This is a genomic window from Lichenicoccus sp. (assembly GCF_965276875.1).
In the GTDB taxonomy this organism is placed as follows: Bacteria; Pseudomonadota; Alphaproteobacteria; order Acetobacterales; family Acetobacteraceae; genus Lichenicoccus.
The window spans coordinates 2,203,606-2,225,348 of sequence record NZ_OZ255701.1; the positions used below are offsets into that span (position 1 = coordinate 2,203,606).

Here is a 21,743-nt window from a genome sequence, read left to right on the forward strand (position 1 = left end):
GGCTCATGCCGCGGTTCCGAGCCTTTGACCGGTGTAGCGCCTGGCGCGGATGTCCTCCCACCAGCTCTGATGGTCGAGATACCATCCCACTGTGCGCCTGATGCCACGGTCGAAATCGTGCGCCGGCTGCCAGTCCAGCGCCCGCATGGCGTGCGAAGCGTCGATCTCGTAGCGGAAATCGTGTCCAGGACGGTCCGTTACGTAGCGGATCAGGCGCGTGCGCGGTCCTGCCGGATCGGGATGCAATTCGTCGAGCACGCCGCAGATCGCCTGCACCACCTGGAGGTTGGAGCGTGGCTGGCGCGCCCCGATCGCGTAGGTCTCGCCCGGCTGCCCGTGCTCGACCGCGCGCACCAGGGCCTCGGCGTGATCCTCGACGAACAGCCAGTCGCGCTGGTTGGAGCCGTCGCCATAGACCGGCAGCTCGCGGCCTTCGATGGCGTTGATCGTCACCAGCGGGATCAGCTTCTCGGGAAAGTGCCAGGGGCCATAATTGTTGGTGGTGTTGGTGACAAAGGCGGGCAGCCCGTAGGTATGATGCCAGGCGCGGACCAGATGATCGGACGCGGCCTTGCTCGCGGAATATGGGCTGCGCGGGTCGTAGGGGGTGGTTTCGGTGAATGGGGGATCATTCGGGGCGAGCGCGCCGAAGACTTCGTCGGTGGAGATGTGATGGAACCGGAACGCCGCCTTTGCTTTCGGGGCGAGCGACGTCCAGTAGGCGCGCGCGGCTTCCAGGAGCGAAAAGGTGCCGACGACATTGGTCTGGATGAACACTGCCGGCCCGTCGATGGACCGGTCGACGTGGCTTTCGGCGGCCAGGTGCATGACCGCATCGGGGCGGTGCGTGGCGAACACCTGCTGCATGGTGGCAAGGTCGGTAATATCAGCCGTGACAAGGGTGTGGCGGGGGTGGGTATGGGCTTCCTCAAGCGCATCCTTGGAGGCGGCGTAGGTTAGCTTGTCGATGTTGACGACCGAGTGGTCGGTGGCGCGTATCAGGTGCCGCACGACAGCGGAACCGATGAAGCCGCATCCGCCAGTCAGGAGAATCCGCATCAAGCCGTCCTATCTCGCGCTGCGATCACATCAACTTGACAGCGTGCGAGGCCGCAAGCAACAGTTCGTGCGGCAAAGAATCACGCGGTAATGACGCTTTTTCCTGTGGCCAGGACCGCCTGATGTTTTCCGAAACGCTCAATGCGCAGTTGCTGGCGGCACTTGAACGGCCGGACCTGAGGGTCGTTTCAGACACGCGACAGGTGAGCTTCGACGCTTCGCTTGGCCCCGCCTTCCGTGTTGGTCCGGGTGATGGGGTCGTGCTCGGGCCGGCGTGTCTCGGCTCCGCACGGGTCTGCGCATTTCATATCCGCCATGCGCTGGAACTCTCGATGCTGCTCGATTCCGGCTGCGACATGGCGGCCCTCGCCGGCTTGTGCGCCGCACGCACCGCCGCTCTGTTCTGGCAGCTCGACGGACCGTCGGAGGCACGCGAGCCGGTCTCCTGGCTGCGAGCGATGGCCGCCCGAGCGGTGCCGGGCTGGCCCGTTCTGGAACGGGTCTGGACGCAGCTTTGCAGCTTGCAGGGCGCGTCCGGCGTGTTGCCTCGGGGAGTGGTCGAGCGTCTGGGCGGCATCTGGGCACAGTGCGGTCCGGCGGAGTCGCTGATGGCCGGCGGCGGCGATGCGCGGCTGATGGTCGACCCGCGCACCGGTCTCAATCATTATGGCTGCTCGCACCGGCCGCGGCCCTGGGCGATCACGTTCGCCTCCTCGACCGCGTCGTCGCTGTCGGAGCGCGGCTTCGGCGGCGCCGAGGCATCGCGCCGCCGGATCGCCGTGGCTTGCTTGCAGGGCAATGAGGCGGTCGCGGCAAGGCGGGAGGCGCAGGCGGTGCGGCAGGGGATTGCCGCGCATTATGGGTTGGCGTCCGGATCCGAGGTGGTGCTTGCGGCGTCGGGCACCGACTGCGAGTTGGTGGTGCTGGCGCTGGCCGAGTGCCTGGGGCCGGTCGGTTCGGTTCTGACAGCGCCGGAGGAGACCGGCACCGGGGTGCCGCTGGCGGCCGGGGGGATGCATTTCGCCACCGACACATCCGCGTGCGAGCAGGTCGACAAGGGGGCGGTGGTCGCGGGCTTTCGCGCGGACACACGGGTGTTGCCGCTGGCAGTGCGCGGGGCAGATGGCGCGCCGCGCACTGACATCGAGATCGAGTTCGATTGTGCCGCCATCGTGCAGGCTGAGCGAGACGCGGGTCGGCGCGTGTTGCTGCATCTGCTGGACCTGTCCAAGACCGGGCTGCTTGCACCGTCGATCGCCTGCCTCGAGCGGCTGCAGGCGCGTCATGGCGCGGCCATCGACATCGTCGTCGATGCCTGCCAGGCACGTCTCGAGGGCGCGCGCGTGCGCGACTATCTGGCCCGCGGCTGGATGGTGATGATTACGGGATCGAAGTTCTTCACTGGCCCGCCATTCTGCGGCGCGGCCTTGCTGCCGCGCGCGGTTGCCACGCGCCTGACAGCAGCCGGTCGCCTGCCGGCGGGGCTATCGGCCTATTGCGGCAGAGCAGACTGGCCAGAGCTGGCGGCGACGGCCGCGCTGCCGGACGTCGTCAATCTCGGCATGGTGTTGCGCTGGCACGCAGCACTGGCGGAGATGCGGGCTTTTGGCGCGGTGCCGGCGGACGAGGTCCACGCGCGACTGAGCTTCTTTCTCTCCGGCGTGCGCGAGGCGATCGCAGCACACCCGAGCCTCGCTTTGGTCGACGTGCCGGCGCCCGATCGCGCGCCACTCCAGGGATCCGATCAGACCGGCGCTCGGTCATGGGATCGGTTGCAGACCATCCTGAGTTTTCTGGTGATCGAAGCGGGCGTGCCGCTGAGCTTGGACCGGGCGCGACGGCTTTATCGCTGGCTGAACGCCGATGTGGCGCGAGCACTTCCGGCGGGCGCCAGTCCATCGGAGCGGCGCCTCGGTGGTACCTTGTGCCATATCGGGCAGCCGGCGCCGGTGCGCCATCCTGCTCTTACAGGTGCTGCGGCCGGCGCCTTGCGCATTTCCGCGGGCGCACGGCTGCTGTCGGGCGAGCCGTCGCACGAGGGGCTGGATGTCGGCCGCAGGCTGGCCCGCGAGGTCGCCGATGCACGCCTGGTGCTGGACAAGATCGCCCTGCTGCTCCGCCATTGGGAGTGCGTGGAGGCGGTCAATCCCGAGCCGAGCTACGCACCGAACAGCTGAACATGACAGATAGGGCAACGCCGGGGCTGACGGGAGCGATGTTCGGCGCGCTGGGGATCGTCTACGGCGATCTCGGAACCAGCCCGCTTTATACCATGCAGACCGTCCTGCAATCCTCCGGCGGGGACGTATCGACGAACACCGTATTGGGTGTGATGTCGCTGATCGTCTGGACGCTGCTGCTGACCGTCTCGGTGAAGTATGGCGTGTTCGTGATGAAGGCGGACAATCACGGAGAGGGCGGTATCCTTGCCCTCACGGCCCTCGTCACCGGCTCGCGGCCGGAACGTCCGGCGAAGGGATCGACGGCGGCGGTGCTGATCGGCATCGGCCTGTTCGGCGGTGCGCTGCTCTACGGCGACGGCATCCTGACGCCGGCGATTTCGGTGCTCAGCGCGATCGAGGGCATCCAGGTCGCCACACCGGCGCTGAGCCACCTGGTGATGCCGATAGCGGTCTTGATCCTGGTCGGGCTGTTCTGTCTGCAGCCATTCGGCACGGCGAGGATCGGCAAGCTATTTGGGCCGATCATGCTGCTGTGGTTCGTGACCATCGGCGGTCTGGGGGCACTGGCGCTGCTCCGTCATCCGGAGGTGATGAAGGCGGTCGATCCGCGCTATGGGCTTGATACCCTGCTTGAACACGGCTGGGGTAGTCTCGCGGTGCTCGGCAGCGTGTTCCTCGCGGTAACCGGGGCAGAGGCGCTGTATGCCGACATGGGAAGTGTCGGCCGAGGTCCGATCCGCCAGGCCTGGTACGCGATCGTGCTGCCAGCCCTGCTGCTCTGCTATGCCGGGCAGTCGGCGTCCCTGATCGGCTTACGCAAACTGCCGGAAAATCCGTTCTACGGCATCCTGCCGCCAGCGATCGCCTCCTGGGCGATCTGGCCGATGGTTGTTCTGGCAACACTCGCGACCATCATCGCCAGCCAGGCGATCATCACCGGCGTGTTCTCGATGACGCGCCAGGCGATGCAGCTCGGCTGGTTTCCCGGACTGAACATCCGACAGACGTCGGACCGGGAGTACGGACAGATCTACGTACCGACGGTGAATTGGACGATGATGCTCTGCACCGTCGCCATTGCCGTGGCGTTCGGCAAGGCATCAAACCTCTCGGGGGCCTATGGCGTCGCAATCGCCACGACCATGCTGCTCACCACAGTGCTTCTGTTCGACTATCTGCGTGGCCCGGCGGGCTGGTCGCTCGCGGCAGCGTTGCCGCTCGCGGCATTCTTCCTGTTTATCGATCTGAGCTTCTTTATCGCCAACCTGCTGAAGTTCCTGGACGGCGGCTATGTGCCCCTGCTTGCCGGGTTGCTGATCTTCCTGACGATGACCACATGGCGACAGGGAATTGCCGGGCTGAAGGTCAGGGCGGACGAGCACCGGCCAAGCCCGAACGCCTTCGTGCAACACCTGAGCGACAGCCGGGTGCCCAGGGTGCCGGGCACCATCGTTTTCCTCACCCGCAACCGCGAGCCGATTCCACCGACCCTGGTCTCGCATGTCGAACAGTTCGGTGCCCTGCAACAAAGCGTGGTGATCCTGACGGTGGCGTTCGAGGAGCGGCCACGGGTGGCGCAAGCCAAGCGGATCACGTTGCAGCGCTTCGAGGGCGGCGTCTGGTATGTGGTTGCGCATTACGGCTTCGTCGAAATTCCGAATCTGACCGGCGCACTTCAGCTGGCGCATGACGAAGGCTGCCCGATCGTGCCCGGCGATGCACTGTTCATCGGGGCCCGCGACGAGGTGGTACGCGATCGCAACCAGGGCGTGCGGCTTATCGCATCTTGGAGGCGAATGCTGTTCGCCTTCATGTATCGCAATGCCGTCCATTCCGCGGACCGGTTCATGCTGCCCGCAGATCGCTTCGTGCAGGTCGGGCGGCAGATCGGACTTTGACAAAGCCAGGATAACAATGACTGAGCGCGTACCGTTTCTCGATGCCCCGGAGCTGCAGCCTGGTGTTACCCGGTTCTGGCTGATCCGCCATGCACTCGTGGAGCAGAACGCACGGATGCGGCTCTACGGGTCGACCGATGTGCCGCTATGCCCGGAAAGCCTGGTTGCGCAGGTGGGGATGTACGAGGCGCTAGCGGCGCGTCTGCCGCGGACACAAGCCTGGTACTGCTCGCCGCTGTCGCGCACGCAGAACACGGCGCGCGCGATTCAGCGCGCGGGCTATCCCGAGACGGCGTGGGAGATCGAGGCGGGGCTGATCGAGCAGAGCATGGGAGACTGGCACGGACTTGATCATGCCGCATTGCCGGCGAGGCTTGTCTTGCCGGCGCACGTGTTCTGGTCGATCGCCGCCGATGAAGTCCCGCCCGGCGGCGAGAGCATGGAGCAGGTCTGCGCGCGTGTGGGAGTAACACTCGAGCGGCTGGCGGACAGACATGACGGGCAGGATATCGTGGCGGTAAGTCATGGCGGCGCGATCAGGGCGGCGGTGGCGCATGCGCTCGATGTGGATGCCGACACGGCGCTGCGGTTCTCGGTGCAGAATCTGGCGGTGACGATCCTGGAGCGGCACCCGCAATCGTGGCGCGTGGTGGCGGTGAATGAGCTGGCGGGCGTTTAGCGTGATCACCGCGCCATCAGAACGGCGAGACAGGCCCGCTCCAGGACGTGGCGGGTGACGCCGCCGAGGATGAGCTGTCGCAGGCGTGAATGCGAGTAGGCGCCCATCCCGAGCAGGTCGGCCTCGAACTTCACGCAACCGGCGAGCAGGCCGGCACCGACTTCCTTGTCGATCGCCTTGAACGATTGCAGTTCGGCGCGTACGCCGTGGATTGCGAGATAGCCGAGCAGGTCGGCGGCGGTTGGTCCACGGCGTTGGTAGTCCTCGGAATGCAGCACGCAGACCGCCTCCGCACCCTGCAGGAGCGGCAAAACCGAGAGCACGGCGGAGGCGGACTCGCCGGTGCCGTTCCAGGCGACGCAGACACGCCGTCCGACGAAGCGCGGCACTTTCTTGGGTGCGATCACCACCGGCCGGCCGCTGTCGAACAGCACTGCGTGCAGCGCCTCGGACGAGGAGACCTCTTCGCCGGAGTCGGCATGCGGCACCACCGTCAGGTCCGACAGACGCGCGGCATAGGAGACGATCTCGTGCTCGCGGCCGATGACCGAACGAAAGCTGGTGCTCGGCGCCTCGGACGGACCGGTTGGCGGGCCGCCGCGAACTTCGAAACCGGCCTGGCCAACGAGCCGGTCGAACAGCTCGCGCACGATCAGCGAGCGCCGGGAGGCTTCGCGTTCGGCCGCGGTCATCATCTCCTCGACCATGGCGCCGGAAAGCCCCTCGCCTGCCAGCGGCGCCACCTCGCGGCTGTCGCTACGGACGTGCATCGCCGCCAGGTGCGCATTGAAACGGCGGGCGAGCATGATCCCGGTGGTGAGGGCCGCTTCGCCGTTGGGCGTGCCATTGAGCGGCAGCAGGATTTTTCGGATATCGGACATGGTTGGTCGGACTTCCTTCAGTCCGTTGAGCTTAACACGACGGCGTTATGGATACAGCCGCGTCGTCTGCCAGCCGTCCGTGCCGTCCTTGGAATAGACCATGCGGTCGTGTAGGCGGTGCGGCATGTCCTGCCAGAATTCGATCGCCGTCGGCAGCACCCGGTATCCTGACCAATGCGGCGGCCGGGGCACGTCGCGGCCCTCGTAGCGCGTCTCAAGTTCGGCGAGACGACCCTCGAGCTCGGTGCGCGAGGAGAGCGGCCGCGACTGATCCGACGCGGCGGCACCGAGTTGCGACGCCCGGGAGCGGCTGGCGAAATACGCGTCCGCCTCGGCATCGGTGACATCCTCGACAGGCCCCCTGACGCGGACCTGCCGACGCAGGCTCTTCCAGTGGAACAGCAAGGCGGCCTGCCCGTTGCCGGAGAGCTCGTCTCCCTTGCGGCTCTGCTTGTTCGTATAGAAGACGAAACCCCGCGCATCGAACGCCTTGAGCAGCACCATACGAACGGAGGGCATGTCCTGCGTATTCACCGTCGCCAGCGCCATCGCGTTGGGGTCGTTCGGCTCGCCCGCCTCGGCCTCACCGAGCCATTTCGCGAACAGGGCGAACGGGTCGGTCGGCGTCAGCTCTTTCGGCTCCGGCATCTGTCTGTCTCCTAGGCTGTCTCCTGGGGCCTTGTATGCGCCATACGCCTGTGTCAGGACCAAACCGGGGCGGTCAAGTCGTCCCGACGCGTTTTTGACAGATCGAGGCCCGATGCCGGACGGCGCTGCATCCCATCCCGCCCCATCCCGTCCCGCCAGGGGCACCCTGATGCAGGGCAGGCGCGGCCTTATCATGGGCGTCGCCAACGACCGATCGATCGCCTGGGGCATCGCCGCGGCCTGTGCGGCACAGGGGGCGGAGCTCGCCTTCACCTATCAGGGTGAGGCGCTGGAGAAGCGGGTGCGTCCTCTGGCGCACAGCGTCGGCGCATCATTGGTACTCCCGTGCGATGTCGCGGACGACGCCGCGATGGATCAGACCTTCGCGGAGGTGCAGCGGGCGTGGGGCGGTCTTGATTTCCTGGTCCATGCCATTGGCTGGGCAGACAAGACGTATCTGCGCGGGCGATATGCCGATACACCGCGCGCCGCCTTCCTGCAGGCGATGGACATCTCCTGCTTCTCCTTCACCGCGGTCTGCCAAAGAGCCAGCGCGATCATGCGGCCAGGCGGCTCGCTGCTGACCCTGACCTATCTCGGCGCCGAACGGGTGATGCCGCATTACAACGTCATGGGCGTGGCGAAAGCGGCGCTGGAGGCATCCGTGCGCTATCTGGCAGCGGACCTCGGGGGTGCCGGCATACGGGTCAACGCGATCAGTGCCGGACCGATCAAGACCCTGGCCGCGAGCGGGATCGGCGATTTCCGCTACATCCTGAAGTGGAACCAGCTCAATGCGCCGCTGGAGCGCAATGTCAGCATCGAGGACGTGGGCGGCGCCGGGCTCTATCTGCTGTCGGAGCTGTCCAGCGGCGTGACCGGCGAGGTGCATCACGTGGATAGCGGGTATCACACGGTGGGAATGAAGAATCCCAAGGCGCCCGATATCGCCGCCGTTTCGGACTGATAGGCGCCAGGGAAGAACCGAGGCAGTGTCCCATAACAGTTTCGGGCACCTGTTCCGCGTCACGAGTTGGGGCGAGAGCCACGGTCCGGCCATCGGCTGCGTGGTTGATGGCTGTCCCCCCCGGATCGCGCTCAGTGAAGCGGACATCCAACCCTGGCTCGACCGCCGCCGCCCGGGCCAGTCGCGCTTTACCACGCAGCGTCGCGAGCCCGACCAGGTACGCATCCTGTCCGGCCTGTTCGAGGGCCGGACCACAGGCACGCCGATCTCGATGATCATCGAGAACGTTGATCAGCGCTCGCGGGACTATGGCGCCATCGCCGATCGCTACCGGCCGGGCCATGCCGACCTGACCTACGAGATGAAGTACGGCATTCGCGATCCACGTGGCGGCGGCCGCGCCTCAGCCCGTGAAACCGCGGTGCGGGTCGCCGCGGGAGCAATCGCGCGCCTGGTGCTCGGCGCGGCTGTCGTGGTGCGCGGTGCCCTGGTGCAGATCGGGCCGCATGCGATCGACCGGGCACGCTGGGACTGGGAACAGGTTTCGCAAAACCCGTTCTTCTGCCCGGATGCCGGCATGGTGCCTGGCTGGGAAGATCATCTCGACGAGGTGCGCAAGCGCGGCTCGTCCACCGGTGCGATCATCGAGTTGCATACCTCGGGTGTTCCCGCCGGGATCGGCGCCCCGCTCTATGGGAAGCTCGATGCGGAGATCGCGGCGGCGCTGATGGGGATCAATGCCGTCAAGGCCGTGGAGATCGGCGATGGGTTTGCCGCGGCGGCGGCCTCGGGTGAGCAGAATGCCGACGCGATGCGCATGCAGGCAGGACACATCGTCTTCGATACGAACCACGCCGGCGGAATCATCGGCGGAATCTCGACCGGCCAGCCGATCGTCGCCCGCTTTGCCGTCAAGCCGACCAGCTCGATTGCAACACCCGTCGCCTCCGTGACGCGCGCCGGCGAGAACGCCGCGGTGGCCACGACCGGCCGACACGATCCCTGCGTCGGCATTCGTGCCGTGCCGGTGGGCGAAGCGATGCTCGCCTGCGTGTTAGCCGACCATCTGCTGCGGCACCGGGCGCAGAACCCCGACTAGGCGCATCGCCAGCCTGTGGATCGTTTCACGTGAAACATAACCGGAACGTTCTGGCGCAAGTGCTCGGCCTGTATCTCGATGCCGCGCTGCGCACCAGCCGCTGGGAGATCGATGCGGATCCGCAGAGCTGGAAGCTGCTGACCGGGCAGACCGGCGAGGCCGCGATCGTCATCTTCTGGCATGAATATCTTCCGGTAGTGCCAATCCTGTGGTGGCGGGCCCGCAGGCAGAACCCGGCGCTCTCGCTGAACGCGCTGGTCAGCCGGCACCGCGACGGACGCATGATCGCCCAGGTCATGCGGCGCTGGCAGATCGACAGCGTCGCGGGTTCGTCCGCCAGAGTCGGCAAACCCGACAAAGGAGGTGCCTCGGGGCTGCGCGGCCTGCTCCGCTTGCTGCGCGCCGGACGGATCGTCTCCCTGACACCGGACGGGCCGCGTGGACCGAGACGGGTCATGCAACCCGGAGCGGCGCAGCTTGCGGCGATCTCCGGTGTGCGGGTGGTGCCGATCGCGGCACGGCTCGCACCCACGCCACGCGCGCGATCATGGGACCGCATGGTGCTGCCACTCCCCTTCAGCCGCGTTACCATCCTGTGCGGTCCCCCGATCGCCATTCCGCGCGACGCCGCTGAAGCCGGATTGCAGCACCTGACCCTGGCATTGCAGGCGCTCGATCAGAAAGCGAACAACTCATGATCGCCAGTCGCCTCTGGTGGTTCGCCGCCTCGCTCGCCGAGCCCGGTCTGCTTATATTCCTGCGGCTACGACTGTTGCGGGGCAAGGAACATCCGGATCGCGTGGGCGAGCGGCGCGGCCGCGCCACGTTGCCGCGCCCCGAGGGGCAATTATTGTGGCTACATGCCGCCAGCGTCGGCGAGAGCGTTTCCGTGCTGCCGCTGCTCGAAGCCCTGTGCCGTTTGGATGATGGGCTGCATATCCTGATAACGACGGGCTCCCTCACGTCGCAACGGCTGCTGACCGAGCGGCTGGCAGCATCTGGGCTCGCGGACCGTGTGCTGCACCAGTTCGTGCCGCTCGATGTGCCACGCTGGGTTAACCGCTTCCTGCGCCACTGGTATCCTTCGGCCATGGCGCTGGTCGAGAGCGAACTCTGGCCGAACCTCATCGCCTGCGCCGACGCGGCACGCGTGCCAATGGCGCTAGTGAACGGACGGCTCTCGGCGCGCAGCCTGCGCGGCTGGCAACGCCTGCCCAGGCTCGCCCGCGCGACGCTCAGCCGGTTCCGCTGGATCGCGGCGCGCAGCGACGAAGATGCGCGGCGGTTCACCGCACTCGGCGCGGCCGTCGTCGATAGTCCAGGTGATCTGAAGGCGGCCGCGCCCGAACTCCCTGTCGATATCGTCGAATTGCAGCGGCTGCGTCGGTGCATCGGCAACCGGCCATTGCTCCTGGCCGCCTGCACCCATGCCGGGGAGGAGACGGTCATCGCAGACGCGCGTGCGGTCCTGGTCCGCACTATGCCTCGACTCCTGACAGTCATAGCACCGCGCCACCCGGCGCGCGGTGCCGCCATCGCCGCACAACTCGATGGCGCGCCGCGTCGCAGCCTTGGACAAGACCCCGATCCCGATCGCGGCTTCTGGGTTTGCGACAGCCTGGGTGAGATGGGGCTGCTCTACCGGCTGGCGCGGGTCGCCTTCATCGGCAACAGCCTTGATGGTGTGCGGCCGGGCGGCGGCCATAATCCATACGAGCCTGCCAGGCTCGGCTGCGCCGTGGCGACCGGACCACGCTCTTTCAACTTCGCCGATGCCGTCGAGACGCTGCGTGCGACGGGTGCCATCGAGATCGTGGCCTCGCCGGACGCGGTCGCGCTTTGGGCCGCCAAAATGCTGGACGATCCCGAGGCGTGCGATCGTGCGGCGTCTGCCGGCCACCAGGTCGCAACCGCCGCCTCCGATGTGGCACCAACGCTCGCCCGCCGCCTGCTGGCGCTGTGCGACGACGTGGCGCGCTGATGCGGGCTCCCGCGTTCTGGAGCGATACCAGCGCCCATGTGCTTCCGCTACTGCTGTCGCCGCTCGGCTTGATCACCGCGCAGGCAACCGCGCGCCGGCTGCGACGGCCACGCTGGCGGGCGCCGGTGCCGGTGATTTGCTGCGGCAATCTCGTCGTTGGCGGCTCCGGCAAGACGACCCTGGCGCTCGATATTCTCGCCCGGCTGCGCCGCCGGGGGGTCGCAGCACACGCGCTGACACGCGGTTACGGTGGGGCGGCGTGCGGTGTTGTTCGTGTCGACCCTCTGCTCCACGACGCAGCCCTGGTCGGAGATGAGGCCCTACTGCTCGCGCGGGTCGCCGATACCTGGGTCAGTGCCGACCGCGCCGCCGCGGCGCGCCAGGCAATCCGCGCCGGTGCACAGTGCCTGGTTATGGATGACGGCATGCAGAACCCAGGGCTCGTGCAGGACTGCGTCCTCCTGGTCATCGACGGCGCGGCAGGGTTCGGCAATGGCCGCCTGCTTCCGGCCGGCCCACTGCGCGAACGCATCCGCGATGGCGCCGCACGCGCTCGCGCCGCGATCCTGATCGGACCCGATCAGGTCGCCTCGCGTCAGCAGCTTCCGGGGCGCCTTCCGGTGCTGCCGGCGACCCTGGCGCTTGCCCCGGACGCCAGCCGCTTGCAACGCCAGAAACTGGTCGCCTTCGCCGGCATCGGACGCCCTGAAAAGTTCTTCAGCTCCCTGGATCAGACCGGCCTGGAGGTGGTCGGCCGGGTCCAATTCCCCGACCATCACCGCTACCGAGCTCACGAGCTTGATCGGCTCGCGGCCTATGCCGCCGTCAGAAATGCGCGGCTGGTCACCACGCCGAAGGACGCCGTTCGGCTTACCCCGACGTTCCGCCCCTTTGTCCACGTCATTGATGTCGCTTTGCGTTGGCAGCAGGCAACGGCGATCGAAGCCCTGCTCGACGAGGTCATGGCAGACGCAATTATGTAACACCGCCCACATCGCACAGGTGCCGCAAACGAGAGACAAGGCCTCAGGAACTGAGCGGTTTGTCTCTGGACGACGCGCTTTCGTAACGGACTATTGCAATTCGGCCACAGCCTTCCGGCGGAGCGAGGGCATCAGCGCGGGCAGGCCAGAATCCCGTTGGCAGCACGGGTGCGGCCCGATTACCGTCTGCTCACAAAATTGCGAGGGACACGATATGCCCGGGCCTGATATGAGTGCGGCGTTCCAGGAAAGCTCCAATGTCGTGTCCTTGCGCCTCTGCTTTCTGCCGAGGCATCGGGAATACCTGATGCGCTGGCTGCAGGCAGGCGCCTCCATGGGGCTGTGCGATGCCGATGTTTCCCCCCGCGCCGCCGGCGACCGCGACACCGTCATGCTCGAGCATGTCCTGGTCTGGGTGCGCGAGAACGCCGATCCTGCCTACATGATCCGGCCCGAAGGGATGCGCTGGCTGGTCATTGACCATGTCCGCAACCACAAGCTCGGCAGCTTCTCGAGTTTTGAGGCGGCCCTGCACTGCATCCGTCCCGTCCTGACCATGGACGCGACCGTCGCCGCCTGAGGCATCTCAGCTCGTCGTGTTGTTCAGCACTTTGGGCGCCGGCTGCACGATCGCGGCACCGCCGCCGGGTTGGATCTGAAAGATCGCGAGCCCGCGCCGCACATGGCCGTCCGGTTGCAAGGCGAAGGTGCCGTCAACGCCGGCAAATCCGTCCGGCCGCGTCAACGCGTCAAAGCTGTAGCCGCCGGATTGTGCAAGACTCCGCGCAAGTGCTGCCGCATCATAGGAAATATCCGCAAGCGGCTTTGGCGCGACGCCGTACGCCGCCTGATAACGCTGTACGAAGCCGAGCCGATCCTGATCGTCGGGGTCGGCGAACCAAGCCCCTGACAAGGCACCGAGCTTGCCAGCAAAAGCACTCCACAGACCTGGGCCCATGATCCGCACCTGCGTGCTGGTGACGTCGTAGTAGCGTAGAACCGAGATCACCTCCTGCAGCTGCACGCCGGTGTCGGCAAGCAGCAGCGCATCGAACGGCGGCGGCGGGATCGGCGTCTGGGCAAGAGCGTCGGCCTGCGCACGAACGACAGGATCGTCGCTGGCCTTATCGTCCTTGATCTTCTGTTCAATGGCGCCGCGCCGGTCGGCAAAGTCGGCGAGCGCGCGCATCGCCGCGTTTATGCCCTCCATCGTGCCGCCATGCTGCACCACGTTTGGAGGCGGCAGGCCGGCATCCGCGCAAGCCTGATCAAGGCTCGCGGCCATGGCATTGCCCAATGCGTTGTCAGGGAGGAAGGCGGCGACATGCATCCGGCCCTCTGCCTTGGCCGCGAACACAAGCCGGCGCACCTGTTGCTCGGGTGTGATGCCGAGCACCCAAACCCCAGGTTGGGCTTCGGCGACGACGCTTGTGAACGCCAGCATCGGCACCTTGGCGCTCCGCGCAATCGGGCTCGCCTCAGCGGTGTTCAAGGAAGTCAAGGGCCCAAGCAGGATGCCGTCACCTGCATCGAGGGCGGCTTGAGCTGCTTTGGCGGCGCCGCCGGCCGCGGTGTCCTGCGCATCCAGGGGCGGCGAGCCTGGGGAGGCGAGAGCTAGTTGTGCCGACTTCAACATAGCCTGTCCGAGGACTGCATTTGCTCCGGTGAGCGGCAAAAGCACCCCGACCCGGGTGCTAGACGGGTTCAATAGCGCGCTGCCCGGTTCCCCTGCCATTCCCGGCGCCGGCGGCGGAGGCGAACTGCCCATGCCAAAGACCGACATCGGCCCGCTGGTGCAGGCCGCAAGCAGCACAAGTGGACTGGCTCCCACGATAATGCGCCAGGCCAACACTGGACGAGCCGCATGGAGGTGCTGCAGGAAGACCCATGTCCGACGAAGCATCACCCGTTCCCCCTCCATTCCCCGATCGCGGCATCCAGGTTCCCGACGGTCTTGTGCTCGTCTCGACCCCGATCGGCAACCTGTCCGATCTCACCGCCCGTGCAGCCGCCTGTCTCGCGCAGGCTGATCTGGTGCTCTGCGAGGATACGCGTGTCACCGCCAAGCTTTTCTCCGCCTGGCAGATTTCATCGCGCCTGATGGCATTGCATGACCATAATGAGCGCCAGAAGATCCCCACACTTCTGGACCTTCTCCGCCAGGGCAAGCGAATTGCCCTAGTTTGCGACGCCGGCACACCACTATTGTCGGACCCCGGCTTCCAGTTGGTCCGTGCAGCAATTGCCGCTGGGCTGCCTGTAACCGCGGCACCTGGACCAACTGCCATGATGATGGCATTGACCCTATCGGGGCTCCCGCCCCACCCGTTTCTGTTCCTGGCGTTTCCACCAGCCCGTCACTCCGCACGGCGCGCAACGTTCGGTCAACTACGAGCGGCCGAGCAGGCCGGGCTATCGGCCACGATGATCTGGCATGAAGCGCCCCATCGGCTCGTCGACATGCTGGAAGACTTGAAGGCTGTGTTCGGCGGCGACCGCGAAGCCGCCGTAGCGCGCGAACTCACCAAGCGTTTTGAAGACGTGCAACGCGGGACTGTGGCCGCCCTTGCCGAGCATTACCGAGCTGTCCCAGCACGTGGAGAGATCACCGTAATGATCGCACCAGGGGTGCAATCGGCTGTTGCACCCGAGGAAGTGGACCACCACCTCAGCGAAGCCCTCCGAACACTCTCGGTAAAGGACGCAGCAAGTCTCGTCGCTGGCCTTGTGGATCTGCCTAGAAAAGTCGTTTACGCAAGGGCTCTGGCGTTGTCGGCGGTACCAGAACGCACCGCCGACGACGAAATTACTTCTTGATACTGTCAGTCACGTCGCGTACGGCGTCCTTGCCCTTGCCGACACCTTCCTGCACTTTACCACCTGTCTTCTCGGCGACACCTTCAGCTTCCAGACGTTCGTTGCCGGTCACTTTTCCGGCACCTTGCTTGACAGCGCCCTTGACCTGATGGCCAACGCCTGTGGTGCGGTCCTTGTCCATAACAACCTCCCTTTGTGACGTAGGTGACTAACGAGCGGTTGCGGGTCGGGTTGCACGTTGGCGTCTGCGGGGGCTCAGGCCACGCGTTGCAAGCTGCGACTGAGAAAGGCAACCACCGCGACTTCCTCGGCAGTCAGGGAGTCGCTCGACATCGCCGCCGGCTCCAGTGCCGCATCCGCCCGCCGCCTCAGTGCCTCTGCCAGACTGCCATCGAGGTAGCCATCGAAAATCGCCGGGTGGATATAGCACTTGCGGCACATTGCAGGTGTATTGCCAAGCAGCTTGCTGACGCTCTCGATAGCGCGCAGGACGTTCTTCTTGGCCTTGGCATGGCTGTCGAATTGCTCGAACTGCTGAAGCGCCATCGCGGCCAGATTGGTTGCCGCCCAGGTGCGGAAATCCTTGGCCGTTATGTCTTCGCCGCTGATCTCGTGCAGGTAGTCATTGACATCCTGCGAGGAGATGTCGTGGGTCTGCTCGTTTTCGTCGACATATTGAAAGAGCTCCTGGCCGCTGAGGTCCTGCAGCCGCTTGATGATGTTGGCCAGGCGCTTGTCGCGCAACTCAACATGCTGCTGGATCCCGTGCTTGGCCCGGAAATCCAGCACCACAGCGGTGCCCTTGACGCGCGCATGCCGATTACGGAGCGTGGTCAGGCCATAGCTCTTGTTGGACCTGGCATATTCGTCGTTGCCAACCCGCATCAGCGTCTTCTCAAGCAGGGAGACGACGGTCGCCAGTATCTTGCGGCGCGGGAGCGCGGGCAAAGCGAGGTCCCGGGCCACCTGGGCACGGATGACCGGCAGCTTCTCGCCAAACATCAACATCTTGCCATATTTCGCTTCATCGCGAATGGCACGCCACCTTGGGTGGTAGCGGTATTGACGACGGCCGCGGGCATCACGGCCGATCGCCTGCAAGTGGCCGTCCGGATCGCGACAGATCCAGACGTCGATATAGGCGGGCGGAATGGCGAGCGCACGGATCCGTGCCAGCGTATCCTCATCGGTGACCAGAGACCCACCGGGCTCCCGGTAGACGAAGCCGTCTTTACCCGCCTCGCGCGTAAGCCCCGGACGAGCAGGATCGGTGTAGTGCAGGCGGGCGGCTCGGGCAGCGGCGCGGGGATCCAGCGGCGCCGCCCGCGCGGCCTTCGCGGCCACGGCGTTTAGCCGCGTTCTCCGTCGGCGCCGCTGCCTGACGGCGTGATCCCCGCTCGCGACGGCGCATCACTGTGCGGCCGCACTGTCTGCAACTCCAACTCGACTTCCTTGTCGATCCCGTGCCGTTCCTCGGCCGCGTGCTCCGCGCGCTTGTCCTGCTTCTGTTCGGTCATGACGAACCCTCCTGTAAAGCCTGCTAAAAGACGCAGCAGCAATGACCCGGTTCGCTCACAACATCGAACCAGGCCGCGAGGATCTCATCGCCCGACTGACACCGGACCGCAAAGCAGGCTAGCTTGAACTGCGTGCGGGCGACACGCACAGGAGCAGCGCAACGATGGTACAGGACAATGCGATCACTCAAGCCTTGATCGAGGCCATGGGGCACAGTCCGGAAGCGATGGTGCTCACCGCATCGGACCTACCCGATCATCCCATGATCGCGGTGAATGCGGCCTTTTCCGCGCTGACAGGGTACCCGCCTGACGAGGCCGTCGGGCGCAACTGCCGGTTCCTGCAGGGATCGGAGACCGATCCCGAAGCAAGCCGTAGGATCGGACGTTGCCTCGCGCAACAGCGCGGCTGCATCGAGTGGATCGTCAACTATCGCCGTGACGGCACAATGTTCTGGAACCTCCTGTTCCTCTCGCCCGTCTTCGACGAGACCGGCAAGCTGCTGCACGTCTTTGGCAATCAACGCGACATTACCGCAGGTCAGCCAGAGGAGCTCCCGGACTATATTCTGGGCAAGGCTGACATGCCCGCACAGGGGCGACGCGAGTTCGACGCGGTCCTGCGGGAAGTCAACACCGAGGCGCAGAGTGCAGGAGGCGTCGGCCAGAAGGCCTCAGACCGTCTCCTCGCAGCGGTTCACAGGTTGAATGAGCTGACGATCGGTCTTGCAGCCGCTCCATGGTCAGCGCAGGCTCACTGACCTGGAGCGAAAACGGTCTCAAAAGCTGGTGGAGCCAAGCGGGATCGAACCGCTGACCTCCTGAATGCCATTCAGGCGCTCTCCCAGCTGAGCTATGGCCCCGTGCCCGGCATCGTCCCACCTGGACGAATAAGGAACGCGGCCGTATAGACCGCGGTCTGGGGAATGGCAAGCCAAGCTAGCCGTAACAGCGCCTACAGCGGCGTTATGGTTGGCACGGACAGCCTTCCATGGCAGCTTGTCACTGTGTACCCTTCGTCCAATCCGGCTGTGCCATGGTCTCGCATGAGGGGCGCCACGCCGTGAGCCTCATCAATGATGGGATGATCACAGCCAACCCACAGCCCTTTGCACCAGAGCAGCGCACGATCATCGTGACCGGGGTGGCGCGTTCGGGCACCAGTATGATCGCGCAACTGGTCAGCATCGCCGGCGTCTCCATGGGCCACACCTTCGATGAGGTTGTCTTTGAAGACCACGCAGTCGCCGACGCCTTTTCCAGCAGCGATCCGGACGTGCTCGCCCACCTGGTCGCCGCCCGCAACGAGCAGGCAAAGGTGTGGGGCTTCAAGCGGCCGCACGTGTTCCATCTCAACGCGCCGGATTTCCAGGCTCTGTTCCGTGAGCCGCGCTTCATCATCACCTACCGCGATGCTGTGGCAGTGGCCAAGCGCAATGGCATTTCCGAATACACCGACGTCGTAACCAGCCTGCGCACAGCCGCCGCGGACATACAAAGGTGCGTAGAATTCACCCTTGCCCTCACCTGTCCGGCCCTGCTGATCAGCTATGAGAAGGCGTTGCTGCGTCCCGCGGCCTTGGTGGAGGAGCTGGTCGAATTCTGCGGCCTGGCCACGTCGCAGGCGGAGCGCGACCGCATGGCCGCGGCAGTCAAGGCCAATCGCGACGAATACGTGCAAGCCGCCAGGCGCCTGTTTCAGGGCTATGTCGACCGCATAAAGGATGGCGCGTTGCTCGGCTGGTGCTGGCAGATCGGCGTGCCCAGTCCCGTCACGCTGGATATCAGTATCGGCGATCGACCGCCGGTCTCAGTCATGGCCGATGATTTTCGCGCCGACCTCGCAGGCGCCGACGTGGGCTTTGGTTGCCATGCTTTCCATCTGGACCTGTCAGGGCTGGAAGTGGGCCCCGAAGCAGTCGTCACCGTCCGCGTGCACGAAAGGGTGTTCGAGCTCTCCGGAAGCGGCAAGACGATCGCCGAATTGTCGAGCTAGCGTGCCGCCATGCTTGGTTGCGCGAAGCGTCGGGAGACATGGGGTACGTGGGGATAGACTCCCCGTTACGCAGAGGGCGACCGAAGTACTGGGGATGAACTTCCATATCAGCGTACACGGGGGTTGTACACAGCCCCGGCGGCGCCAGTCCGGGATACTCCGCAAGGACGCTTACGCAAACTGGATGTTTCCTGCGAGGGACCTGTGCACAGAGTGGGGTACATTTTGCGAAGACCGGGTACCCCATGTTCCACATGCATCAACAACCCTCGCTCCATTTCTTTCTTCTTATTTCATGTCTAGAGGTGAGGTCTTCCTCGATGGGGTCGGAGTTCATGACTGCTAAACCACTGCTGCGCGTTCTGGCCGGAGAGACCGTCTCGCCGCCGCCGATCTGGCTCATGCGGCAGGCTGGTCGCTATCTTCCGGAGTTTCGCGCCCTGCGCGCACAAGCCGACTTCATCACCCGTTGCATGACCCCGGATACCGCAACCGAGCTCACCTTGCAGCCGATCCGTCGCTTTGGCATGGATGGCGCCATCCTGTTCAGCGACATTCTCATCCTGCCCTGGTCGATGGGTCAGCAGCTCGCCTTCATCGAAGGCACCGGGCCGGTGCTCGAGCCGATCCGCACTGCGGCGGATATTGTGCGGCTGCGTAGCGGAGAGCGTGCCGAGCGCATGGCGCCGGTCATGCAGACGTTGCGCCGGCTTCGTGACACGCTTGATGCGCCGGGTGAGATCGGGGTCGGCCGTGGTGGCCAGACCACCCTGATCGGCTTTGCCGGTGCGCCGTTCACCGTCGCCTGCTACATGGTCGAAGGTGGCGGCTCCCGAGACTTTGCGATCACCCGTGGCATGGCATTCTCCGAGCCGGCTTTGTTCGACCGGTTGATCGACCTGCTGATCGAAGCCACGGCGGCCATGCTCTGCGAGCAGATTGAAGCCGGAGCGGAGGCGGTCATGCTGTTCGATAGCTGGTCGGGTCTGCTGCCGCCTTCGCAGTTCGAGCGTTACGTCATTGCCCCGACCCGGGCGATCGTCCAGGCCATCCGCGCGGTGCACCCACAGACGCCGATCATTGGGTTTCCGCGCCTTTGCGGTGTCCTTGCCGGACGCTATGCGGCGCTGACCGGGATCCAGGCGATCGGGCTGGATACCGGCGCTGATCTCGGCCTCGTCGCGACCCAGCTGCCGCAAGGCATGGCGATGCAGGGCAATCTCGATCCGCTCTGCCTGATCGCGGGTGGCCTGCCGCTTGCCCAAGAGACCCGGGCGATCCGTGCCGCGATGGCCGGGCGGCCCCATATCTTCAATCTCGGGCACGGCGTGCTGCCGCAGACGCCGGTCGAGCATGTGCAGAACCTGGTGGAGCTGGTGCGGCGTGCCTAAGACACAAACCAAACCGACCTCGGCAGGTGCCGCGTGATCGCCGCACTCGGCCCCTATTTGCTATGGGAAAAGGCGCTGCACATCATCTCGGTCATCGCCTGGATGGCGGGGCTGTTCTATCTCCCGCGGCTGTTCGTCTATCATTGCACGACACCGAGCGGATCAGCGCAGAGCGAACTATTCAAGATCATGGAGCGCCGTCTGCTGCGGCAGATCATGAACCCGGCGATGATCGCCTCGTTCGCCTTTGGTCTGCTACTGGTGTTGACGCCGGGAGCGGTGAACTGGGATGCCGGGTGGTGGTGGGTCAAACTCAGCAGCGTGCTGCTGTTGGCCACGTTCCATGGCGCCTGCGGCTCCTGGCGGCGGGCGTTCGCGGAGGACCGCAACGTGAAGTCGGAGAGATTCTTTCGTGTTGCCAACGAAGTGCCGACCGTGTTGATGCTCGTGATCGTGATCATGGCTATTGTGCAACCGTTTTGACCAACCCGTATAAGGATCTCCCGATATGGCGCTAAAGTCCGCGCGCGCCGCTTGCCGTAGTGTCTGGGCCGCGGTGGGCCTGCTGATCTGCATGGCGCAAGCCTCGGCCGCTGTACCTCCGGCGCGTCTGGCGGTTCTGGATCGCGGCATCAACATTGTGCACTGGTTTCGCTTCGTCTCAAACCAAAATGCCCGTGCCATGGCCGCCTACATGGGAGAACCGGCGCTTGTCGATCTCAAAAAAGCCGGCTTTACCTATGTCCGCCTGGCGGTTGGCCCCGAAGAGGTGATGAGCGGCAACCATATAGAGGCCGACAAGCTTACAGCGCTAGAGAGCGCCATCGCACGGATAGAGCATGCCGGGCTTGGGGTCATGGTGGAGGCGCACCCGGAAAAGATCGAGAACTGGGATCTCCAGAACAATGCGATGGCACGACAGGAACTGTTCGGATTTTGGCATGACCTGGCGCCCGCGCTGAAGCCCTTTCCCGCTGCTCTGACCTTCCCTGAGCTCGTCAACGAACCCAGCGTCAAGGACCCGGCGCAATGGGATGCGCTGCAACGCCAGTTGCTCGCGCAGGTGCGTGATGCCCTCCCCAAGGACACCATCATCCTCACGGGATCGGACTGGAGCAGCATCGACGGACTTCTGAAAGTGCGCCCGGTCGCCGATGCCAATGTGGTCTACAGCTTCCACAGCTACGAACCGCAACTGCTCGCTTTGCTGGGGTTCTGGGATTCTGCCATCAACAAGAAGCAGCTTGCCGCCAATCTGCCGTTCCCGGCATCTGATCCCAAGCAATGCAAGGCGGCCATTGCCGCAATTACGGATCCGCACACCCATGCCGTTGCGGAATACTGGTGCTCGCTGCATCCGGACGACGCGATGATTTCAAGGAACCTGGCGCGCGCCACCCAATGGGGACATGAGCATCGCGTCTCGGTTGCCATGACCGAGTTCGGCGCCTCCTCCGAACTCAATTCCCCCGCTCGTTTGGCGTATTTCTCCGCGGTCCGGCGGTCCGCGGAGAAGCTGGGTTTGCCTTGGGCACTCTGGGGACTCGACGACCAGATGGGGCTGGGCCAGTCCACCGGCAGCCAGTCTGCGGCGATCAGGCTCCCACCCGACACCATGCGAGCGTTGGGCCTGCGCTGATCGGT

General features: G+C 65.3%; 22 protein-coding genes and 1 tRNA gene. 15 read left to right on the forward strand and 8 right to left on the reverse strand.

All coding sequences use genetic code 11. The features are described from left to right. Nucleotides 1-3 precede the first annotated feature (3 nt). The gene (gene rfbB / locus ACQY4K_RS10645; RefSeq protein ID WP_428390184.1) at nt 4-1,059 is read right to left on the reverse strand and encodes a dTDP-glucose 4,6-dehydratase; all 1,056 of its coding nucleotides are present in this window, start codon (nt 1,057-1,059) and stop codon (nt 4-6) included. 122 nt (nt 1,060-1,181) lie between these two features. On the opposite strand from rfbB, the gene ACQY4K_RS10650 reads away from it, so the two are divergent. The 3 genes from ACQY4K_RS10650 to ACQY4K_RS10660 are packed head-to-tail and all read left to right on the forward strand — an operon-like array spanning nt 1,182 to nt 5,819. Further along, nucleotides 1,182-3,236 carry a hypothetical protein gene (locus ACQY4K_RS10650; protein ID WP_428390185.1) on the forward strand — a complete coding sequence of 685 codons (2,055 nt, stop codon included), beginning with the start codon at nt 1,182-1,184 and terminating at the stop codon, nt 3,234-3,236. 2 nt (nt 3,237-3,238) lie between these two features. Next, entirely contained in the window at nt 3,239-5,140 is a 1,902-nt protein-coding gene (locus ACQY4K_RS10655; RefSeq protein WP_428390186.1) for a potassium transporter Kup, read from the forward strand. 16 nt (nt 5,141-5,156) lie between these two features. Next, the gene (locus ACQY4K_RS10660; RefSeq protein ID WP_428390187.1) at nt 5,157-5,819 is read left to right on the forward strand and encodes a histidine phosphatase family protein; all 663 of its coding nucleotides are present in this window, start codon (nt 5,157-5,159) and stop codon (nt 5,817-5,819) included. Between the two features lie 5 nt (nt 5,820-5,824). Here the strand turns inward: ACQY4K_RS10660 and ACQY4K_RS10665 are convergent, their stop codons facing one another. Both ACQY4K_RS10665 and pdxH read right to left on the reverse strand, forming a co-directional pair. Beyond that, nucleotides 5,825-6,700 carry a universal stress protein gene (locus tag ACQY4K_RS10665; RefSeq protein ID WP_428390188.1) on the reverse strand — a complete coding sequence of 292 codons (876 nt, stop codon included), beginning with the start codon at nt 6,698-6,700 and terminating at the stop codon, nt 5,825-5,827. Nucleotides 6,701-6,745: 45 nt separating this feature from the next. Next, on the reverse strand, nt 6,746-7,348 hold the full coding sequence (pdxH, locus tag ACQY4K_RS10670; protein ID WP_428390189.1) for a pyridoxamine 5'-phosphate oxidase: 603 nt from the start codon (nt 7,346-7,348) through the stop codon (nt 6,746-6,748). 112 nt (nt 7,349-7,460) lie between these two features. On the opposite strand from pdxH, the gene fabI reads away from it, so the two are divergent. The 6 genes from fabI to ACQY4K_RS10700 all read left to right on the forward strand — a co-directional run bounded on the left by fabI (nt 7,461) and on the right by ACQY4K_RS10700 (nt 12,958). Beyond that, nucleotides 7,461-8,315 (forward strand): enoyl-ACP reductase FabI, encoded by an 855-nt coding sequence (gene fabI / locus ACQY4K_RS10675; protein ID WP_428390190.1) that lies wholly within the window; start codon nt 7,461-7,463, stop codon nt 8,313-8,315. Between the two features lie 25 nt (nt 8,316-8,340). Next, nucleotides 8,341-9,414, forward strand: coding sequence for a chorismate synthase (aroC, locus tag ACQY4K_RS10680; protein ID WP_428390191.1), 1,074 nt, complete (start codon nt 8,341-8,343; stop codon nt 9,412-9,414). A 29-nt stretch (nt 9,415-9,443) separates the two neighbouring features. Beyond that, on the forward strand, nt 9,444-10,112 hold the full coding sequence (locus ACQY4K_RS10685) for a lysophospholipid acyltransferase family protein (protein ID WP_428390192.1): 669 nt from the start codon (nt 9,444-9,446) through the stop codon (nt 10,110-10,112). Further along, entirely contained in the window at nt 10,109-11,395 is a 1,287-nt protein-coding gene (locus tag ACQY4K_RS10690; RefSeq protein ID WP_428390193.1) for a 3-deoxy-D-manno-octulosonic acid transferase, read from the forward strand. The genes ACQY4K_RS10685 and ACQY4K_RS10690 overlap by 4 nt, the downstream gene beginning before the upstream one ends. After that, nucleotides 11,395-12,378 (forward strand): tetraacyldisaccharide 4'-kinase, encoded by a 984-nt coding sequence (gene lpxK / locus ACQY4K_RS10695; RefSeq protein ID WP_428390194.1) that lies wholly within the window; start codon nt 11,395-11,397, stop codon nt 12,376-12,378. Before ACQY4K_RS10690 ends, lpxK begins: the two co-directional genes overlap by 1 nt. Before the next feature lie 214 nt (nt 12,379-12,592). Then, nucleotides 12,593-12,958, forward strand: a complete 366-nt coding sequence (locus ACQY4K_RS10700; RefSeq protein WP_428390195.1) for a hypothetical protein — start codon at nt 12,593-12,595, stop codon at nt 12,956-12,958. 6 nt (nt 12,959-12,964) lie between these two features. Here the strand turns inward: ACQY4K_RS10700 and ACQY4K_RS10705 are convergent, their stop codons facing one another. Continuing rightward, nucleotides 12,965-14,161, reverse strand: coding sequence for a penicillin-binding protein activator (locus tag ACQY4K_RS10705; protein WP_428396072.1), 1,197 nt, complete (start codon nt 14,159-14,161; stop codon nt 12,965-12,967). Between the two features lie 104 nt (nt 14,162-14,265). On the opposite strand from ACQY4K_RS10705, the gene rsmI reads away from it, so the two are divergent. Continuing rightward, nucleotides 14,266-15,195 (forward strand): 16S rRNA (cytidine(1402)-2'-O)-methyltransferase, encoded by a 930-nt coding sequence (rsmI, locus tag ACQY4K_RS10710; protein ID WP_428390196.1) that lies wholly within the window; start codon nt 14,266-14,268, stop codon nt 15,193-15,195. On the opposite strand, the gene ACQY4K_RS10715 is transcribed toward rsmI, so the two are convergent. From ACQY4K_RS10715 to ACQY4K_RS10725, 3 genes are all read right to left on the reverse strand, one after another. Further along, a complete protein-coding gene (locus tag ACQY4K_RS10715; protein WP_428390197.1) occupies nt 15,185-15,376 on the reverse strand; it encodes a CsbD family protein in 192 nt (63 codons plus the stop codon). The two genes, rsmI and ACQY4K_RS10715, sit on opposite strands and share 11 nt — an antisense overlap. Nucleotides 15,377-15,450: 74 nt before the next feature. Next, entirely contained in the window at nt 15,451-16,539 is a 1,089-nt protein-coding gene (locus ACQY4K_RS10720; protein WP_428390198.1) for a DNA topoisomerase IB, read from the reverse strand. Nucleotides 16,540-16,544: 5 nt separating this feature from the next. After that, nucleotides 16,545-16,712, reverse strand: coding sequence for a hypothetical protein (locus tag ACQY4K_RS10725; protein WP_428390199.1), 168 nt, complete (start codon nt 16,710-16,712; stop codon nt 16,545-16,547). Nucleotides 16,713-16,876: 164 nt separating this feature from the next. Here ACQY4K_RS10725 and ACQY4K_RS10730 point away from each other — a divergent pair, with 164 nt between their 5' ends. Further along, complete coding sequence (locus ACQY4K_RS10730; protein ID WP_428390200.1) at nt 16,877-17,473, forward strand: PAS domain-containing protein; 597 nt, start codon at nt 16,877-16,879, stop codon at nt 17,471-17,473. Between the two features lie 26 nt (nt 17,474-17,499). On the opposite strand, the gene ACQY4K_RS10735 is transcribed toward ACQY4K_RS10730, so the two are convergent. Continuing rightward, nucleotides 17,500-17,575: transfer RNA gene (locus ACQY4K_RS10735), tRNA-Ala, on the reverse strand. A gap of 200 nt (nt 17,576-17,775) precedes the next feature. On the opposite strand from ACQY4K_RS10735, the gene ACQY4K_RS10740 reads away from it, so the two are divergent. The 4 genes from ACQY4K_RS10740 to ACQY4K_RS10755 all read left to right on the forward strand — a co-directional run bounded on the left by ACQY4K_RS10740 (nt 17,776) and on the right by ACQY4K_RS10755 (nt 21,738). Further along, nucleotides 17,776-18,708, forward strand: coding sequence for a hypothetical protein (locus ACQY4K_RS10740; protein WP_428390201.1), 933 nt, complete (start codon nt 17,776-17,778; stop codon nt 18,706-18,708). 335 nt (nt 18,709-19,043) lie between these two features. After that, entirely contained in the window at nt 19,044-20,099 is a 1,056-nt protein-coding gene (gene hemE / locus ACQY4K_RS10745) for a uroporphyrinogen decarboxylase (RefSeq protein ID WP_428390202.1), read from the forward strand. Between the two features lie 33 nt (nt 20,100-20,132). Continuing rightward, complete coding sequence (gene hemJ / locus ACQY4K_RS10750; protein ID WP_428390203.1) at nt 20,133-20,582, forward strand: protoporphyrinogen oxidase HemJ; 450 nt, start codon at nt 20,133-20,135, stop codon at nt 20,580-20,582. Nucleotides 20,583-20,607: 25 nt separating this feature from the next. Beyond that, nucleotides 20,608-21,738 (forward strand): glycoside hydrolase family 5 protein, encoded by a 1,131-nt coding sequence (locus ACQY4K_RS10755; protein WP_428390204.1) that lies wholly within the window; start codon nt 20,608-20,610, stop codon nt 21,736-21,738. Nucleotides 21,739-21,743: the final 5 nt, after the last annotated feature.

Excerpts from the sequence above, each read along its gene's own strand:
- rfbB (WP_428390184.1), bottom strand. The coding sequence starts at position 1,059 with ATGCGGATTCTCCTGACTGGCGGATGCGGCTTCATCGGTTCCGCTGTC.
- ACQY4K_RS10650 (WP_428390185.1), top strand. The coding sequence starts at position 1,182 with ATGTTTTCCGAAACGCTCAATGCGCAGTTGCTGGCGGCACTTGAACGG.
- ACQY4K_RS10655 (WP_428390186.1), top strand. The coding sequence starts at position 3,239 with ATGACAGATAGGGCAACGCCGGGGCTGACGGGAGCGATGTTCGGCGCG.
- ACQY4K_RS10660 (WP_428390187.1), top strand. The coding sequence starts at position 5,157 with ATGACTGAGCGCGTACCGTTTCTCGATGCCCCGGAGCTGCAGCCTGGT.
- ACQY4K_RS10665 (WP_428390188.1), bottom strand. The coding sequence starts at position 6,700 with ATGTCCGATATCCGAAAAATCCTGCTGCCGCTCAATGGCACGCCCAAC.
- pdxH (WP_428390189.1), bottom strand. The coding sequence starts at position 7,348 with ATGCCGGAGCCGAAAGAGCTGACGCCGACCGACCCGTTCGCCCTGTTC.
- fabI (WP_428390190.1), top strand. The coding sequence starts at position 7,461 with ATGCCGGACGGCGCTGCATCCCATCCCGCCCCATCCCGTCCCGCCAGG.
- ACQY4K_RS10690 (WP_428390193.1), top strand. The coding sequence starts at position 10,109 with ATGATCGCCAGTCGCCTCTGGTGGTTCGCCGCCTCGCTCGCCGAGCCC.
- lpxK (WP_428390194.1), top strand. The coding sequence starts at position 11,395 with ATGCGGGCTCCCGCGTTCTGGAGCGATACCAGCGCCCATGTGCTTCCG.
- ACQY4K_RS10700 (WP_428390195.1), top strand. The coding sequence starts at position 12,593 with ATGCCCGGGCCTGATATGAGTGCGGCGTTCCAGGAAAGCTCCAATGTC.
- ACQY4K_RS10705 (WP_428396072.1), bottom strand. The coding sequence starts at position 14,161 with ATGTCGGTCTTTGGCATGGGCAGTTCGCCTCCGCCGCCGGCGCCGGGA.
- rsmI (WP_428390196.1), top strand. The coding sequence starts at position 14,266 with ATGTCCGACGAAGCATCACCCGTTCCCCCTCCATTCCCCGATCGCGGC.
- ACQY4K_RS10715 (WP_428390197.1), bottom strand. The coding sequence starts at position 15,376 with ATGGACAAGGACCGCACCACAGGCGTTGGCCATCAGGTCAAGGGCGCT.
- ACQY4K_RS10725 (WP_428390199.1), bottom strand. The coding sequence starts at position 16,712 with ATGACCGAACAGAAGCAGGACAAGCGCGCGGAGCACGCGGCCGAGGAA.
- ACQY4K_RS10730 (WP_428390200.1), top strand. The coding sequence starts at position 16,877 with ATGGTACAGGACAATGCGATCACTCAAGCCTTGATCGAGGCCATGGGG.
- hemE (WP_428390202.1), top strand. The coding sequence starts at position 19,044 with ATGACTGCTAAACCACTGCTGCGCGTTCTGGCCGGAGAGACCGTCTCG.
- ACQY4K_RS10755 (WP_428390204.1), top strand. The coding sequence starts at position 20,608 with ATGGCGCTAAAGTCCGCGCGCGCCGCTTGCCGTAGTGTCTGGGCCGCG.